12 protein-coding genes are annotated in these 15,794 nt (G+C 73.8%); 7 read left to right on the plus strand and 5 right to left on the minus strand.

Annotation, left to right across the window (positions count from 1 at the left end; all coding sequences use genetic code 11):
• Positions 1-32 precede the first annotated feature (32 nt).
• Positions 33-776, plus strand: coding sequence for an AraC family transcriptional regulator (locus tag ACIA6T_RS18040; RefSeq protein WP_399447436.1), 744 nt, complete (start codon positions 33-35; stop codon positions 774-776).
• Positions 777-882: 106 nt separating this feature from the next.
• Positions 883-1,419 carry a GNAT family N-acetyltransferase gene (locus ACIA6T_RS18045; protein ID WP_399447437.1) on the plus strand — a complete coding sequence of 179 codons (537 nt, stop codon included), beginning with the start codon at positions 883-885 and terminating at the stop codon, positions 1,417-1,419.
• 126 nt (positions 1,420-1,545) lie between these two features.
• Here the strand turns inward: ACIA6T_RS18045 and ACIA6T_RS18050 are convergent, their stop codons facing one another.
• From ACIA6T_RS18050 to ACIA6T_RS18060, 3 genes are all read right to left on the minus strand, one after another.
• Positions 1,546-2,844, minus strand: a complete 1,299-nt coding sequence (locus ACIA6T_RS18050; RefSeq protein WP_399447438.1) for a DUF6379 domain-containing protein — start codon at positions 2,842-2,844, stop codon at positions 1,546-1,548.
• 57 nt (positions 2,845-2,901) lie between these two features.
• Positions 2,902-4,245, minus strand: coding sequence for an MFS transporter (locus tag ACIA6T_RS18055; protein ID WP_399447439.1), 1,344 nt, complete (start codon positions 4,243-4,245; stop codon positions 2,902-2,904).
• Between the two features lie 261 nt (positions 4,246-4,506).
• Positions 4,507-5,778, minus strand: a complete 1,272-nt coding sequence (locus tag ACIA6T_RS18060) for an ROK family protein (RefSeq protein ID WP_399447440.1) — start codon at positions 5,776-5,778, stop codon at positions 4,507-4,509.
• 133 nt (positions 5,779-5,911) lie between these two features.
• Between ACIA6T_RS18060 and ACIA6T_RS18065 the strand changes: the two genes are divergently transcribed.
• The 5 genes from ACIA6T_RS18065 to ACIA6T_RS18085 all read left to right on the plus strand — a co-directional run bounded on the left by ACIA6T_RS18065 (position 5,912) and on the right by ACIA6T_RS18085 (position 10,568).
• On the plus strand, positions 5,912-6,979 hold the full coding sequence (locus ACIA6T_RS18065) for a Gfo/Idh/MocA family protein (protein WP_399447441.1): 1,068 nt from the start codon (positions 5,912-5,914) through the stop codon (positions 6,977-6,979).
• Entirely contained in the window at positions 6,976-7,896 is a 921-nt protein-coding gene (locus tag ACIA6T_RS18070; protein WP_399447442.1) for a sugar phosphate isomerase/epimerase family protein, read from the plus strand. The genes ACIA6T_RS18065 and ACIA6T_RS18070 overlap by 4 nt, the downstream gene beginning before the upstream one ends.
• A gap of 21 nt (positions 7,897-7,917) precedes the next feature.
• Positions 7,918-9,474: a GMC oxidoreductase gene (locus ACIA6T_RS18075; protein WP_399447443.1), complete on the plus strand. Its 1,557-nt coding sequence runs from the start codon at positions 7,918-7,920 to the stop codon at positions 9,472-9,474.
• Between the two features lie 149 nt (positions 9,475-9,623).
• Positions 9,624-9,998, plus strand: coding sequence for a hypothetical protein (locus ACIA6T_RS18080; RefSeq protein ID WP_073931149.1), 375 nt, complete (start codon positions 9,624-9,626; stop codon positions 9,996-9,998).
• 204 nt (positions 9,999-10,202) lie between these two features.
• Positions 10,203-10,568 carry an ArsR/SmtB family transcription factor gene (locus tag ACIA6T_RS18085; RefSeq protein ID WP_399447444.1) on the plus strand — a complete coding sequence of 122 codons (366 nt, stop codon included), beginning with the start codon at positions 10,203-10,205 and terminating at the stop codon, positions 10,566-10,568.
• Between the two features lie 35 nt (positions 10,569-10,603).
• Here the strand turns inward: ACIA6T_RS18085 and ACIA6T_RS18090 are convergent, their stop codons facing one another.
• Positions 10,604-12,802 (minus strand): SWIM zinc finger family protein, encoded by a 2,199-nt coding sequence (locus ACIA6T_RS18090; RefSeq protein WP_399447445.1) that lies wholly within the window; start codon positions 12,800-12,802, stop codon positions 10,604-10,606.
• Positions 12,799-15,708 carry a DEAD/DEAH box helicase gene (locus tag ACIA6T_RS18095; RefSeq protein ID WP_399447446.1) on the minus strand — a complete coding sequence of 970 codons (2,910 nt, stop codon included), beginning with the start codon at positions 15,706-15,708 and terminating at the stop codon, positions 12,799-12,801. Before ACIA6T_RS18095 ends, ACIA6T_RS18090 begins: the two co-directional genes overlap by 4 nt.
• Positions 15,709-15,794: the final 86 nt, after the last annotated feature.

Here is a 15,794-nt window from a genome sequence, read left to right on the forward strand (position 1 = left end):
CCGGTGTCCCGCTTTCGATAAAGTGCCAAGTGATGCAGAAAGTCCGCCACACACCTGTCGCGCCGACCCGGACCCAGCGTCTCGCCTCCGGGGGCGAGATCGACGCCCACCGCCATGACGACCACCAGATCGTCTACGCCGGCCGGGGGACGATCTCCGTCACCACCGACGCCGGCTCATGGGTCGCTCCCGCCACCCGCGCGCTCTGGATTCCGGCGGGCACCGTCCACCATCACCAGGCCCACGGCGAACTCGACCTCCACCTCGTCGGCCTGCCCGCCGCGGTGAATCCCCTCGGTCTCGACAAGCCGGCCGTCCTCGCCGTCGGTCCCCTCCTCCGCGAGCTCATCGTCGCCTACACGCTCACCCCCGAGGACGACAGCCCACCCCGCCTGCGCCTGCGCGCCGTCATGCTCGACCGGCTGAAGGCCGCTCCCGAACAGCCGCTGCACCTGCCCGCCCCGACCACCCCCCTGCTCCGGGAGTTGCACGACATCCTGCGCGCCGACCCGGCGGACAACCGGTCACTCGACGAACTCGGCCGACAGATCGGCGCCGGCGCCCGCACGCTCTCGCGTCACCTCCGCGACGACCTCGGCCTCACCTACCCCCAGTGGCGCACCCAGGTCAGGCTCCACCACGCGCTGGTCCTCCTGGCCGACAACACCCCCGTCACCACGGTCGCCCACCGGTGCGGCTGGTCGTCCGCCAGCACCTTCATCAGCGTCTTCCGCCGCACCTTCGGTCACACCCCCGGCTCCGTTCCCCCCACGTGACGCACGACATGGCGGTCATGGTGACTTCCCTCCGGCTCCGTGGTGCGGCGCGTACCCCCCCAACGAGCCTTGATCGCTGCCGAGCCCGCCGGGTAGCTTGGCCGGCATGACCGACCTCGGACCCGTCGCCTGGCCCCCTGCCCCGATCAGGACCGAGCGGCTGGTGCTCCGTGAGCCCGAAGCCCAGGACCGTGCGGCGGTCATCGAGTTGCTGACCTCGCCGGAGGTGGGCACCTACCTCGGTGGCCCTCGACCGCGTGTCGAGCTCGAACGCGAGATGCCCGGGGCGCCCGGCCGGCGCCCCGGCCTCTTCACCGTCGATCTCGACGGAGCGATGATCGGCCGGATCACGCTCACCAGAGGAACCGGACACCTTCCTCGGGCTGCCGGGAAGGCCGAGCTGGGCTACCTGTTCCTGCCGCACGCATGGGGACACGGGTACGCCTCCGAGGCGTGCACAGCGGCGCTCGGCTGGTTCGCCGGCGCGCTTCCCGACGAACCGGTGGTGCTCGCCACCCAGACCGCCAACGTCCGTTCGATGCGCCTCGCGGCGAAGCTGGGCTTCATCGAGGTGGAGCGGTTCGAGGCCTACGGCGCCGAGCAGTGGTTCGGCGAGTGGTCCCCGGTCACGGCGTCCGATTGAGTCCGCGCTCGCTCGCACGAGGGCGTCCACACGGTCTCGGACACGCGGACATCCACCGGCGCTCCGCCTCGTACGGCAGGAACGACGCTGTCGGGGCACGGGGAGGGGACGGGCCCGTCTCGCCCGTCAGTCGAGGTGGGCGTCCCGGCTCAGGGTCCGCAGCAGGGCGTGCTGTCGGCGGACCTGGTCGCGGCCCCGGTACGGCTCGCGCCGGCCCTCGTACTCGCTCGACAGCCAGCCCCGCCAGTCGGCCGCGCGCAGCGTGGCGACGATCTCCGGCCAGGGGATGTGCAGGTCGGTGAGCCGGTCGTCGATCTCGAAGAACTTCGCCTGGATGAAGTGCACGTGCGGCAGTACGTCGGTCAGGTCGCTCATGGGGACGGCCAGGGGTTCCAGGAAGGCCGGGCGCTTCCTGCCCTCGAAGCCCTCGTGACCGTCGTCGACCGGTGCCGTCTGGAAGATGCCGGTGTCGATGAGCAGCTTGAAGTGGTCGCTGCCGGTGCGGTCGATGAAGTCGAGGTACGCCTGGGTGACCGGGTGCCTGATCGGGGTGGGGCTGTGGATCTCGGGGCAGATGACGATGTCGAGGTCCGCGGCGAGGTCGAGAACCCGCTCCACGGCGGGCTGCCAGATGGGGTGCGGGTCGAGTTCCGGTGTGACGACGCCGAACTTGGGGCGGACGGAGGTGAAGCCGAGCAGCTTGGCCAGCCGCAGGTCGCGTTCAAGCCGGTCCCTGCCCTCCTCGACGGTGAGGTCCCGGTCGCGCCACATGGCCGTGTCGACCCAGGAGCCGTAGTTCGTCGGCGTGAGCCCGTACCGGTCCAGCAGCCGGTGCCAGGTGTCGACCCAGACCGGGTCGGGGTCCGGGTAGCCGGGGATGTTGCCCTCGCCGAGGATCTCGATGCCGGTCGCGCCGAGGTCGGCGATGTCGGCCATGGCGTCCTGGAGGGTCATCGAGGTGTAGAGGTCGCCTGAGTAGCTGTAGAGCGAGACGCCGTAGCGCGGTCCGTACGTCCCGGGGTCGTCGGGCACGATCGTGATCGCGGCGGAGGAGCGGAACACCGAGGGGCCGGCGACCTCGGGGATGTAGGGCCGGCGCAGGTGGACGGCGACCTCCACCTGATGGACGCCCGCGCTCAGGCCGCCCGGGTGGGGGACGGACAGCGTGGCCGGTTCGTCGAGCTGCCACCGTACGTCCGTGGAGGCACGCAGTTCGTCGAGCGTGAAGGTGCGGCCCCGCAGCGTCCAGCGCTGCGCCTCCCGGGGGAACGTGCGGCCGTCGACGATCACGTCGGCACCGTCGACGAGGCTGCCGGCGACGCCGCGGTAGTTGGGGTTGCGCAACTGGAGCCGGAAGCCGGTGACACCGGTGTCGTCGGTCGTGTTGCGGAAGCCGCGCTGCTGGATGATCGGGCGTTCGAGCATGGTGGTCTTTCGTGAGAGGTGGAAGGGCTGCCGGTCGCGGCGGCCCGCGGAGCGCGGTCAGGCGTGGCGCTTCTCGAGGCCGTACAGGCCCATGCAGACCGCCTGTGCCAGGCAGAGCACGGCCGGAAGACCGATGAAGGCCCACTCGATGGCCTGGCTCGCCCGGTCGGAGACGTGTTCGGCGCGGTATCCGCCCCAGGCGAGTGCCCAGGCGAAGAGGGAGCCGCCGAGTGCGGTGCCCACCTTGGTGGCGAAGCTGTAGCCGGCGTACAGCAGGCCCTCGTCGCGGCGGCCGGTGAGGGTTTCGTGGTGGTCGACGGTGTCCGAGACCAGCGCGGGCGCGGCGACGAAGCCGAACCCGCCGAGCAGGTTGGCGAGGAGGAAGACGGTGATGAACGCGGCCGGCTGTCCGTCCAGGAAGAAGAGGAGGACGTACAGGACCGCCGTCGCGGCGAGGCCGATGTTGATGCCGCGGCGCTTGCCGGTGCGGCGCAGGAACCACGGGGTGACGAGGGAACCGACCAGGGCCGAGAGCGAGAACGCCAGCAGGATGTAGCTGGTGGCCCAGGTGTCGTCGAGGACGTCACGGGCGTAGTAGACGGCGCCCGCGGTGATGATGCCCAGGCGGACGAAGGCGACCAGGGAAGCGGCGCTCACCCCGAGCCAGTGGCGGTTGCGGGGCAGGGAGGCGAGGGCGCGCAGGGAGGTGGTCTCGCGGGCGGCCGGTGGGACGGGGCGTTCCCGGCACAGCAGGGCGACGATCCAGTAGAGGAGCGTGCCGGCCGCGCCGAGGACGACGGCCATGCCGGTGAAGCCGCGGGCCCGGTCGGCACCGCCGAGAGCTCCGACGAGCGGCATGACGGCGAGGGAGACGGTGATCAGGCCGAGTGAGGCGCCGACGAACCGGTAGCCGCTCATCTTCAGGCGCGTGTCGGTGTCATCGGTGAGCATGGGCAGCATCGCGCCGTACGGGACGTTGACGAGCGAGTGGCTGACGCCTACGACGACGAAGGTGACCGTGGCCCAGATCACCGCCGTGGTGCCGGTGCCGGGCGTGGTGAAGGCCAGGGCGAAGGCGACGCCGAGTACGGGCGCGGCGAAGATCAGGTACGGGCGGGCGCGGCCGAAGCGGCTGCGGGTGCGGTCCACGGCCAGGCCGACCACCGGGTCGATGACCGCGTCCGCGATCCGGCCGACGAGCAGGATGGTCCCGGCGGTGGCGGCGGCCAGGGCGGCGACATCGGTGTAGAAGTACAGCAGGAACGCCGTCAGCGTGGTCCAGGTCAGGTTGGACGCCAGGTCGCCGAGTCCGTAGCCGAGCTGGGCGGACCTGCTCGGCTGAGGTGGCCCGGCGGAGGGCTGGGGGGCTACGCCGGTGGCGGGTGAGGGCACGGCACTCATCCTCGAGTCCCTTCGGGAAGCAGAGGGCGAGCCGCCACGACGCACGAAAGGCGGGGGGAAGGGGCGGCTGCCGGTGACTGCGGCGGAGCTCGTTCCGACTCCGCTCGCTGCCGTCGGAACTTATGCACGCGACAAACGGAAGTCAATGGTCTCAGCCATACTCCTGTACGTCATCGACACAACGAATGGCGCCTGCGCCCGTTCCGTCTCCCCGCCCGCGGTCGCACCGCCGGTCCGTCCGGCGGCCCGGGAGCGGGCGCCTCAGGGGCCGGTCACGAGGCGCGCGGGCTCCACCGCCGAGGGCCTTCCGTGCGGCGCCCAGGCGGCGAGCGCGTCCGCCGACAGAAGCGTTTCCACCGCGAGGTGGGCCCCGCCGACGACGCCGCCGGTGTCGCCCGCGACCGAGGCCCTGATGGTCAGGTCCGCCGAGGCGAGGGGCAGGGCCCGGCTGCGCACGGTGTGGTCGACGACACGGAGGAAGGTGTCCGCGCCGGTGACGGCGCCCCCGCCGAAGACGAGGCAGTCCGGGTTGTAGAAGTTCACCAGGGCGGCCATCAGGCTGCCGATGCGCTCGCCGGCCCGTGCCACCGCGGTCAGGCACCACGGGTCACCCGCCGCGACACCGCGGCCGATGTCGGCGGGCATGATCTCCCCGGTGGTCCGGTGGATGTCGGCCAGGAAGCGGCTGCGCCCCTCGTGGACGGCGGTGACCGCGTCGCGGGCCAGCGCCCAGCCGCCCGCCAGCGCCTCCAGGCAGCCCGTGCGCCCGCACCGGCACATCACGGAGTTGTCCTCCAGCACGCGGGCGTGCCCGATGTCGCCGGCGGCGCCCTTGCTGCCGCGGTGGATCCTCCCCCCGCTGACGATGCCCGCGCCGATGCCGGTGCCGGCCTTGACGAAGATCATGTGCCGGTCGTCGTCCAACCCCGCGGTCAGGGCCTCGCCGAGGGCGAGCAGGTTGGCGTCGTTGTCGACCCAGACCGGCACGCCGTAGCGGTCCTGGAGCCGCCCGCGGACGTCGAAGCCGTCCCAGCCGGGCATGATCGGCGGCTGCGAGGGCCGCCCCGTCGCGAACTCCACCGGTCCGGGAACGCCGATCACCACGGCCCACAGCCGCGCCTGACCGCGCCCTTCGAGCAGGTCCGCGAACCGGCCGTCGAGGAACTCGAGCGTCTCCTCGGGGCCACGTGCGACGGGCCACTCCAGGTGCCGGTGCTCCAGCACCCCGGCGTCGAGATCGGTGACCGCCACGTCGAGCGCCGCGGCGCCGAGCACCGCCGACAGCACCACCCCCTCCTCGGACCGGAACCGCAGCCGCCTGGGCGCCCGGCCGCCGCTCGACGGACCGGTGTCGGCGTCCTCCAGCAGCCCCAGCTCCATGGCCTCCTCCACCCGCTGGGAGATGACGGTGCGCCCCAGCAGGGCGGCGGCGCCGAGTTCCGGGCGGGTCCGTGCCCGGTTGCGGCGCACCAGGCGCAGAACGGTGGCGAGAGCCTCGTACTGATCGACGGCGGTGGGAGGTCGGCGCGACATGCCGACATCATTCCGCACTTCCGCCGTGGCGGAGCACACTCTTGACGACTTTTGCATGTCGCGTGCAATAGTGCTGTCCGTGAACGCTCATCGGATCCGTGAATGCTCATCGGAGGAGAAGCCGGAGGCTGCCATGACGCAGCAGGTACAGGCCGCGATCGTGGGAACGGGCTTCATGGGGTCCGTCCACGCCCGCGCCGTCACGGCGGCGGGGGGCCGGGTGCGGCTGGTCGCCGGCAGCTCACCCGCTCGCGCCCGGGAACTGGCCGGGGCCGTTCCCGGCGCCGGACCGGTCACCTTCGAGGACGTACTGGCCTCGGACGTGGACGTCGTCCACGTCTGTACGCCGAACCACCTGCACCACGACATGGCCCGGCGGGCGCTGGAGGCCGGCAAGCATGTGATCTGCGAGAAGCCCCTGGCGGTCTCGGTGAAGGAGGCGGAGGACCTCGCGGATCTCGCGGCGCGAACCGGCCGCGTGGCCGCCGTGCCCTTCGTCTACCGCTTCTACGCCTCCGTACGGCTGGCGCGTTCCCTGATCGCGGCCGACCGGCGCGGACCATGGCTGCTGCACGGCTCCTACCTGCAGGACTGGCTCGCCGACGCGAAGGCCGACAACTGGCGTGTGGACACCGACCGCGGCGGCGGCAGCCGGGCCTTCGGCGACATCGGCATCCACTGGTGCGACCTGATGGAGTTCGTCACCGGGCAGCGCGTCACGGCCGTACAGGCCACGCTCGGTCGCGCTCACCCCGTGCGCGCGGGCCGCGCGGTGGCCACCGAGGACGGCGGGGTGCTCTCCTTCCGCACCGACACCGGCGGGCTGGGCTCCCTGGTGATCAGTCAGGCCAGCGCCGGACGCAAGAACCGGCTGTGGTTCTCCTTCGACGGCCCGGACGCCAGCTACGTATTCGACCAGGAGAACCCCGAACGCCTCTGGGTCGGCGGCCGGGACGCCGACCGTGTGCTGACGCGCGATCCCGCGCGCGGCGGGGGAAGGCCGGACGCGCTGCCGCCCGGCCATCCGCAGGGCTACCGCGAGTGCTTCGCCGATTTCGTCGCCGACACCTACGCCGCCGTGCGGGGCGAGAGCGTCGACGGCCTGCCCACCTTCGACGCCGGGCTGCGCGCCGCCCGGCTGACCCGGGCCGTGCTCGACTCGGCCGCCGACGACGCCACATGGACGGAGGTCCCCGCATGAAACTGGGCATGCTCACCGCCTGCCTGCCCGCCTGGCCGCTGGAACGTGTCGCCGGCTGGGCCGCGAAGGCCGGCTACGAGTGCCTGGAGGTCGCCGTCTGGCCGGGCACCGGCGGACGCGACTTCGAGGCGGCGCACATCGACGTCGCCCGCTTCGACGCGGCCGAACGCGAGCGCGTACAGCGGCTGACGCGGGAAACCGGCCTGGAGATCTCCGCCCTGGCGTACTACGAGAACAACCTCCACCCCGACCCCGTACGCCGCGCCGGGATCCGCACCCACCTCAGACACGCCGTCGACGCCGCCCAGGCCCTCGGCGTGCCGTACGTCGGCACCTTCATCGGCCGTGACCCGGCCCGCAGCGTGCCCGAGAACCAGCGGGAAGCCGAACGAATCCTGCCCGAACTCGTCGACTACGCCGGCGAACGCGGCGTACGGCTGGTCATCGAGAACTGCGTGATGGAGGGCTGGCACCCCGACGGCCATCCCGGCAACATCGCCTACTCCCCCGAGCTGTGGGAGTGGATGTTCTCCCTCGGGCTGTACCTCAACTGGGACCCATCCCACCTGATGTGGCTCGGCATCGACCCCCTGACCACCCTCACGCCCTACGCCGACCGCATCGTCCACGCCCAGGCCAAGGACATCGAGCTCGACCCCGTGGCCCGCGACCGGTACGGCTTCTTCGGCACCACCGCCAAGAACGGCGACCCCTGGGCCACCGGCTGGTGGCGCTACCGCGTTCCGGGCCGCGGCCAGGTCGACTGGCCCCGCGTCGTCGACCGGCTCTACGAGACGGGGTTCACCGGCACCCTCTCGGTCGAGCACGAGGACCCGCTGTGGGGTGGCACCCCGGAGAAGGTCTGCCGGGGTCTGACCATCGCCCATCACACCCTGCGTCCCCTCGTCGTGGCCTGATCCCTCACCCCGGAGCCCTCCATGTCCCTCCCCTCGGCAACCTCCTACGACCTCGTCGTCGTCGGCAGCGGTCCCACCGGCAGCACCTATGTACGCGAGGTGTACGACCACCACCCCACCGCCCGCATCCTGCTGCTCGACGCCGGTCCGCGGCTGTCCGACCCGCCCGGCGGCCACGTCAAGAACATCCCCGACCCCGGCGAACGCGCCCGCGCGCAACGCGCCTCCGAAGGCCCCGGTCCGGCCGGCCGGCCGGGCACGTGGTTGCTGGGCGCACCCGACCTGCCCGCGGCCGCCCTCTCCACCAACGTCGGCGGCATGGGAGCGCACTGGACCGGTGCCTGCCCCCGCCCCGGCGGCGGCGAACGCATCGGCTTCGTCCCGGCCGCCGAGATGGACGCCCATCTCACCCGGGCCGAACAGCTCCTGTGCGTCGACTCCCACGCCTTCGACCAGGCCCCCTTCGCCGACGAGGTACGCGGCCGGCTGTCCGCACTCCTCGACGCCGGCCGGCCGGTCCACCGACGGGTGGCCCCGATGCCGCTGGCCGTCACCGGACGGCCCGACGGCGCTCACGTCTGGAGCGGCACCGACGTCGTCCTCGGTCCGGCGGCACGCGACGAGCGCGTCGAGATCGCCGACCGCTGTCTCTGCCCGCGCGTCGTCCTGGACGCCGGCACCGCGACCGGGGTGATGGTGCGCGACCTGGTCACCGGGGAAGAGCGGGCGATCACCGCGCGGGCGGTCGTCGTGGCCGCGGACGCCCTGCGCACCCCGCAGCTGCTGCACGCCTCCGGCATCCGTCCGCCCGCGCTGGGCCGCTACCTCAACGACCAGCCGCAGATCGTGCACGCCGCCCGCCTGCCCGACGACGTCGTCACCGCCCACCGTGCCGTCACCGGCCGCACCCGGGACGAAGACGGCGCCATCGTCCCCCAGAGCGGCGTCAGCTGGGTTCCTTACACCGACGCACACCCTTTCCACGGCCAGGTGATGCAGCTCGACGCCTCCCCCGTCCCGCTCGCCGACGACACCGCTGTGGAGCCCGGCGCCATCGTCGGACTGGGCTGGTTCTGCGCCAAGGACGTCACCGCGGACGACCGGGTCGAGTTCGACGACACCACGGCCGACGCGTACGGGATGCCGGCCATGCGTGTCCACCACCGCTACACCGAGCGCGACCTCACCGCCATCGAGCAGGCCAAGAAGGCCGTCGCCGAGGCGGCAGCCGCCGTGGGGGTCCCCCTGGACGACTCCCCCGTCCTCCTGCCCGCCGGCAGTTCGCTGCACTACCAGGGCACCACGCGCATGGGGCCCGCCGACGACGGCACCAGCGTCTGCGACGGTCACAGCCGCGTCTGGAACACCCGGGGCCTCTGGGTCGCCGGCAACAACGTCATCCCGACCGCCACCGCCTGCAACCCGACGCTGACCTCCGTCGCCCTCGCGGTCCGAGGCGCCCGCTCGCTCGTGGACCATCTGCGCTCGACCGCCGGACACGGCGGAGCAGCCCGTCAGACGGCTGCCGACACCGCGGAAACTTCTCGGACCGATACCGATCAGACAGCAGCTCCCTGACGCAAGCATCCGGTCATTAGGGGTCACCCCCGGAAACCCGTCCCCTCCGGCCGACGCCACCTGCCTACGGTGCCACCGCGGCCGGGGCGGGAACCACCGCCCCGTCGAGGCCGACGCAACCCGTGGAACAACAGATGAGGGAGACGTCCATGGCAACTGTCGAAGTGTCACTGAAGGACATCATGACCGCCGTCGAAGGGTCACTCGGAGCGGCCGTCGTCGACTACTCCAGCGGCATGGCCCTGGGGACGCTGGGCGGGGGCAAGGACCTGGATCTCACCGTCGCGGCCGCCGGCAACACGGATGTCATCCGGGCCAAGCTGCGCACCATGGAACTGCTGGGCCTGACCGGCCAGATCGAGGACATCCTCATCACGCTCGAAAGCCAGTACCACGTCATCCGGCCGGTCAGCGGGCGGAACGGCAACGGGCTGTTCCTGTACCTCGTACTCGACAAGTCCCGGTCGAACCTGGCGATGGCCCGCCACCAACTCAAGCGGATCGAAGAACAGCTGGAGGTGTGAACGACCCGGGAACCGGGTCGACGCGCGCCCATGATGTGAAGACTTCTTCAAGTCACCACATCAACATGGTCCCAATCCGTGGATGCGCGCCGGGCCGAGCAAGAAGGATCGGCTCCGAAGGACAGCACGTCGTGCGGCGGCGCGTCCGTGAGGGCGCCGCCGCACCGTGGAGAACATCCCCGATGCGGCAGGGAGTGCGCGCCCATGCAAGTCCCCCTCTACCAGGCCAAGGCGGAGTTCTTCCGCATGCTGGGACACCCTGTGCGCATCAGGGTCCTGGAACTGCTGCAGCACGGGCCCGTGCCGGTGCGGGACCTGCTCGCCGACATCGACATCGAGCCGTCCAGCCTCTCGCAGCAACTGGCCGTGCTCAGGAGGTCCGGCATCGTCGTCTCGGTCCGGGAGGGCTCCACCGTCCGGTACGCCCTCGCCGGCGGCGACGTCGCCGAGCTCCTCCGCGCGGCCCGCCGGATCCTCACCGAGCTGCTGGCCGGTCAGAGCGAGCTCCTGGCCGAACTCCGGCAGACCGACGCACCCGTGGCGCCGGTCCCCACGAGCAGGCGGGGCTGAGAGGGCCGCCGGACCCGCCGCCCCGCCCGTGCCCGTCACAGGTCGGCCGGTGTGTCCAGACCGGTCAGGGCGCCCACGGGGTCCGGGTCGGGGGTGCCGCGGGGCCACCAGTCGTCGTGGCCCGGCTCGGACTCGTAGGCGTACCACAGGTGGTCGCGGCCGAGGCGGAGCTGGACGTGGCCCCGTGGGTGGGTGAGGCGGTTGCGCCAGGGGCGGAAGGCGGGGAGGTCGGCGGCGAGGAGGAGCGGGCGGGCGCGGTCGAAGCGGCCGGCCGGCGGGTCCCAGGGCTCCTCGAGGACGGCGAGGCCCGTCGGGCCGCCCTGGCGCCAGGCGGCGACCGCGCGCGCCAGCTCGGCTGGGGTGCGGCCGGCGGCTCTGGCGAGGGAGGAGTACAGCGCGCGCGTCGCCGCGGTCAGGCCGGAGCCGGGGCGGGCGGCGGCGAGCCGCACCGCGTCCTGCCAGAGGCTGAGCCGGCCGACCGGGTCGCGGCCGGTGGTGAGCAGGGCGTGCGCGCGGGCGGCGGCGTCGGTGGCCAGCTGGTCCAGCGCGAACGGGTCAGGACCGCCCGGGGACGCGGGGTACACGGGCGGCTGCCCGGGATGCGGTGGCGGGGGCAGCGGGGCCGGGAGCGGCGGGAGTTCGCGGTCGCGGCGGGCGAGGACATCGGCTGCCCGGATGTCCGGCAGGGGTTCCGGTTCCTTCCCCCGGGCGGCGCGGGCCGCGCGGGTGGCGCTGAGCCGGGACAGCGCGTCGATCACCTGGCGCTCACCGCGTCCGCGCAGCAGGAGCAGCACGAACGGATCGGCGTCGAGCAGCCGGGCCGTCTGGTAGCAGAGGGCCGCGGCGTGCTTGCAGGGGTGGCCGGAATCGGGGCAGCTGCACTGCGGGGCGAGGTCGCCGGGGCCGGGCAGCAGCGCCGCTCCGCAGTCGGCGAGGGACTGGGGCATCTCCTTGTCCAGCAGCGCCGCGATGTGACCGGGGCGGTCGGCGGCGGCGTCCAGGAACCGCTCCCAGTCGGCGTCAGTGAACGTCCGCAGCCGCACCTGCACGCGGTACGGCCGCGGGCGGCTGCCCTGCACATACGCGAGGAGCAGTCCCGGTGTGACGGTGATGGCGTCCACATGGCCCCGCTCGGCGTATCCGCGTCCGCGTGCGAGCCGGGCGGCGTCCAGCGCACCCTCCTCCAGCGCCGTGACCCATGCGTCACCCCACCAGGTCTCGGCGAAGCCCTCGCTGTCCGAGGCCCGGGGCGGGAACGCCGGGAAGGTGCGGCGCAGGTCGCCGTCGCGGGCGGGGGCGGCCATGGAGCGGGGGGTGGCGGGTGCGGGCGGTGCGGTGTTCCCCGGGGGGCCGAGGGGAACCGAAGCTCCGCTGCGGGAGCGCGAGCTGTCGGGTGACGCCGGGAGGCCGAGGGGAACCGAAACACCGCTGCGGGAGCGCGAGCTGTCGGGTGACGCCGGGAGGCCGAGGGGAACCGAAACACCGCTGCGGGAGCGCGAGCTGTCGGGTGACGTCAGGGTGCCGCCCGGGCCGGGGGCGTCGTCGGTCCCCGAATCCGGTCCGGGCATGCGGAAGGCGTCCGTGAGCGACTCCCGTACCTCGCGGGCCCGGGCGTCGGCGGCGCGGTCGCCGCGGGTCGTGCGCGGGACGCGGGGTGACGGAGCGCGCCGTTCACGGGGTTCGGCGCCCGCCGTACGGCCGTCCGGTGCCGGACGCGCCCGCGGCGCTTCCCCGCGCGCGGAGCGCAGCGCCTCCCGCGCGATGTCCCCGGGGCGCGGGGCCTCGCGGTGTCCGGCGCCGTCGCCGGCCACGGCCGCCGGGTCCGCGGACGGCGTCCCGGCGGTGGGCGGCCCGGCGGTGGGCGGCCCGGCGGTGGGCGGCCCGTCGCCGTGGGGCCGCTCTTCACGGGGTGCCCTGTCCTCCGCGGGAGGGTGTGCTGCCGGTGCGCCGGTGTCCTCGCGGTCCGGGTCCGCCGCGTCGGCGGGCCCCGCCGTGCCGCGCCGGGCCCGTACCGCCTGCCGCAGCGCCTCACGGGCCACGTCTCCGGGGCGGTGTTCCCGGGTTTCGGGCCGAGCGGGCCGATGGGGTTGGTCGGGCTGTCCGGTGGCCGGGACGGCCGGCTGATCGGGAGCGGGCCGGTGCTCCGGTGCGGCCGTGGCCGTCGGCTCGCGGGTCACCCGTGCGCGGGCCGCGCGCAGGGCCGCGCGGGCTTCGTCGGAGGGGCGGGGGGTCATGCCGGCCTCCGCAGGGACACCAGGTCGGACAGGTCGCGGTCGGACAGCTCCGTGAGGGCCGCCTCGCCGGAGCCGAGGATCGCGTCGGCGAGGGCGCGCTTGGACTCCAGCATCTCGGCGATACGGTCCTCGACCGTGCCCTCGGTGACCAGGCGGTGGACCTGGACGGGCTGGGTCTGGCCGATGCGGTACGCGCGGTCGGTGGCCTGCTCCTCCACCGCGGGGTTCCACCAGCGGTCGAAGTGGACGACGTGGCCCGCGCGGGTGAGGTTGAGGCCGGTGCCGGCGGCCTTGAGGGAGAGCACCAGGACCGGGGTCGCGCCGCTCTGGAAGCGGTCCACCATGTGCTCCCGCTCCGCCACCGGCGTACCTCCGTGGAGGAGTTCGACGGGGACCGCGCGCTCGGCGAGGTGCGCGGTGATCAGGCGGGCCATCCCGACGTACTGCGTGAAGACCAGGGCGGAGCCGTCCTCGGCGAGCAGGGTGTCCAGCAGTTCGTCCAGCAGGGCCAGTTTGCCGGAGCGGGCCACGAGCCGGTCGCCTCCGGCGTGCGCGTGCTCCTCCTTCAGGTAGAGCGCCGGGTGGTCGCAGATCTGCTTGAGCGAGGTCAGCAGCTTCAGCACCAGTCCGCGCCGGCCCATGCCCTGCGCGGACTCGATGGCGTGCATCGACTCGCGCACCACCGCCTCGTACAGCGCGGCCTGTTCGAGGGTGAGCGGTACCGGGTGGTCCGTCTCGGTCTTGGGCGGCAGTTCGGGGACGATGCCGGGGTCGGACTTCTTGCGCCGCAGCAGGAAGGGGCGGACCAGGCGGGCGAGGCGCTCGACGGCCTCCTCGTCCTCGCCGGTCTCCACCGCGCGCGCGTGCCGGGCGCGGAAGGACTTCAGCGGGCCGAGGAGTCCGGGGGTCGTCCAGTCGAGGAGGGCCCACAGTTCGGAGAGGTTGTTCTCCACGGGGGTGCCGGTGAGCGCCACCCGCGCGGGAGCCGGGATCGTGCGCAGTGCCTTCGCGGTCGCGGAGTGGGGGTTCTTGACGTGCTGTGCCTCGTCGGCGACGACCATGCCCCACGTCTGCCCGGCCAGTTCCGGTGCGGCGGAGCGCATGGTGCCGTAGGTGGTGAGGACGAAGCCGCCGTCGAGGCCGTCCAGGGTGCGGTCGGGGCCGTGGAAGCGGCGCACGGGGACGCCGGGCGCGAACCGGGTGATCTCCCGCTGCCAGTTGCCGAGCAGCGAGGCCGGGCAGACCACCAGGGTCGGCTCGGTGCGGGCCCGCTTCAGATGCAGCGCGATGAGGGTGACGGTCTTGCCCAGGCCCATGTCGTCGGCGAGGCAGCCGCCGAGGCCGAGGGAGGTCATGAGGTCCAGCCAGGCCAGGCCCCGCAGCTGGTAGTCGCGCAGGGTGGCGTCGAGGCCGGGCGGCGGCTCGGCGGGCCGCACCCCTGCGGTCAGGCGGTCACGGAGGGCGGCGAGGGCGCCGGCCGGCACCGCCTCGACCGTCTCCCCGTCGACCTCCGCGCGGCCGGTGAGGGCGACGGACAGCGCGTCGACCGGGTCGAGCAGCCCCAGGTCCCGTTTGCGGGCCTTGCGGACGAGGGCGGGGTCGACCAGCACCCACTGGTCGCGCAGCCGTACGACGGGACGGTGGGCCTCGGCCAGGGCGTCCATCTCGGCCTCGGTGAGCGGTTCGCCGCCGAGGGCGAGCTGCCAGCCGAACCGCAGCAGGTCCTCGCTCTCGAAGAAGCCGGTGCCGTCCTTCGCCGAGCCCGGAGCCGGGCGGACCACCGCCGTGACGGTCAGGTCCTGGGCGAGGTCCCGGGGCCAGTGCACGGCGACGCCGGCGGCGGCGAGCCGGGTGGCCGCCACGCCCAGCAGGTCGTTCAGCTCCTCCTCGGAGAGGGCCAGCACATCGGGCACGTCCTGGTCGGAGAGCCGGTCCAGCGGTGGCCAGACCCGGGCCGCGCGGCGCACCGCGAGGGCGGCGTCCACCCGCGCGCGGGGGCCGAAGGCGCTGTCCGCCGCGCCCGCCCACAGGGCCGCCGCGTCGGCCACCAGGGTCGGGTCGGCGAGGCTGTGGACCTGGACGATCGCGGCGCCCGCGCCGCGCGCGCCGTCTCCGTCCCCGCCGGCTCCCCCGCCGGTGCCCTCACCGGTGTCGAAGAGGTCGTAGGCGGACAGGTCGAGGCGGAGCGAGATCCGTACGCCGGCGTCCATGCCGGCGGCGACCTCGGCGGCCCAGTCGTGGGCGTCGGGCAGCCGCTGTGCCTTCCGCGCGGCGAACGGCGGCCCCGAGGCGTACGGCGCGGCCGGGGTGCGGGGCAGGGTGTCGGCGACCGCGTCCAGGAAGGCGCGCACCAGTGCCTCCGGCCGGGGCAGCCGGAGGGGGCCGGGGCCGGGCAGCGGGACGGCGTGGCCCTCGTGGGGCAGGGCGGCGGCCACCGCGCGCAGGTGCGCCACGTCGTCGGGGTCGAGCGGGCCGGCGCGCCAGGCGTCGTGGCCGGTGGCGGTCAGACCGGGCAGCAGCCGGCCGCGGGCGGTGAGCCGCAGGGCGTGCAGGGCGGCGGCGCCCCAGCAGGCGGTGGCGGGGTGGGCCGCGGGGTCGTGCCGGGCGCGGACCAGCAGCGGCAGGGCCTCGTCGACGGGGAGGGAGAGCGCCGGGGTCGTCCGCCGCCGCACCCCCGTGCCGTGCGGGCGGACGACGGTGAGGTCGGTGCGCGACGCGGAGGCGCCGGGTGGTCCGGGCGGCTCTTCGCCGTCGGGGCCGCCCTCGGGGTCGTAGAAGGCGACGCGTCCCTCGCGCGGGAGGGGTGCCGGGAGGAAGACGGCCGCGAGCCGGACGGGGACGTCCGTCCCGTCCGCGTCGCCGGTCCCGGCGGTGTCCCGCCCGGCCGTCACGGTCCGCTCGCTCATACGTCCTGTCACCTCCCGCCCGCCTGTCGGATCAGTCGTCCCCGACTCTACGGGCGGGGTCTGACAATCGGCCCCGGCGGCCGGTG

The organism is Streptomyces sp. NPDC051740 (assembly GCF_044453165.1).
GTDB classification, from domain to species: domain Bacteria; phylum Actinomycetota; class Actinomycetes; order Streptomycetales; family Streptomycetaceae; genus Streptomyces; species Streptomyces atrovirens.

Excerpts from the sequence above, each read along its gene's own strand:
- ACIA6T_RS18040 (WP_399447436.1), top strand. The coding sequence starts at position 33 with ATGCAGAAAGTCCGCCACACACCTGTCGCGCCGACCCGGACCCAGCGT.
- ACIA6T_RS18045 (WP_399447437.1), top strand. The coding sequence starts at position 883 with ATGACCGACCTCGGACCCGTCGCCTGGCCCCCTGCCCCGATCAGGACC.
- ACIA6T_RS18050 (WP_399447438.1), bottom strand. The coding sequence starts at position 2,844 with ATGCTCGAACGCCCGATCATCCAGCAGCGCGGCTTCCGCAACACGACC.
- ACIA6T_RS18055 (WP_399447439.1), bottom strand. The coding sequence starts at position 4,245 with ATGAGTGCCGTGCCCTCACCCGCCACCGGCGTAGCCCCCCAGCCCTCC.
- ACIA6T_RS18060 (WP_399447440.1), bottom strand. The coding sequence starts at position 5,778 with ATGTCGCGCCGACCTCCCACCGCCGTCGATCAGTACGAGGCTCTCGCC.
- ACIA6T_RS18065 (WP_399447441.1), top strand. The coding sequence starts at position 5,912 with ATGACGCAGCAGGTACAGGCCGCGATCGTGGGAACGGGCTTCATGGGG.
- ACIA6T_RS18070 (WP_399447442.1), top strand. The coding sequence starts at position 6,976 with ATGAAACTGGGCATGCTCACCGCCTGCCTGCCCGCCTGGCCGCTGGAA.
- ACIA6T_RS18075 (WP_399447443.1), top strand. The coding sequence starts at position 7,918 with ATGTCCCTCCCCTCGGCAACCTCCTACGACCTCGTCGTCGTCGGCAGC.
- ACIA6T_RS18080 (WP_073931149.1), top strand. The coding sequence starts at position 9,624 with ATGGCAACTGTCGAAGTGTCACTGAAGGACATCATGACCGCCGTCGAA.
- ACIA6T_RS18085 (WP_399447444.1), top strand. The coding sequence starts at position 10,203 with ATGCAAGTCCCCCTCTACCAGGCCAAGGCGGAGTTCTTCCGCATGCTG.
- ACIA6T_RS18090 (WP_399447445.1), bottom strand. The coding sequence starts at position 12,802 with ATGACCCCCCGCCCCTCCGACGAAGCCCGCGCGGCCCTGCGCGCGGCC.
- ACIA6T_RS18095 (WP_399447446.1), bottom strand. The coding sequence starts at position 15,708 with ATGAGCGAGCGGACCGTGACGGCCGGGCGGGACACCGCCGGGACCGGC.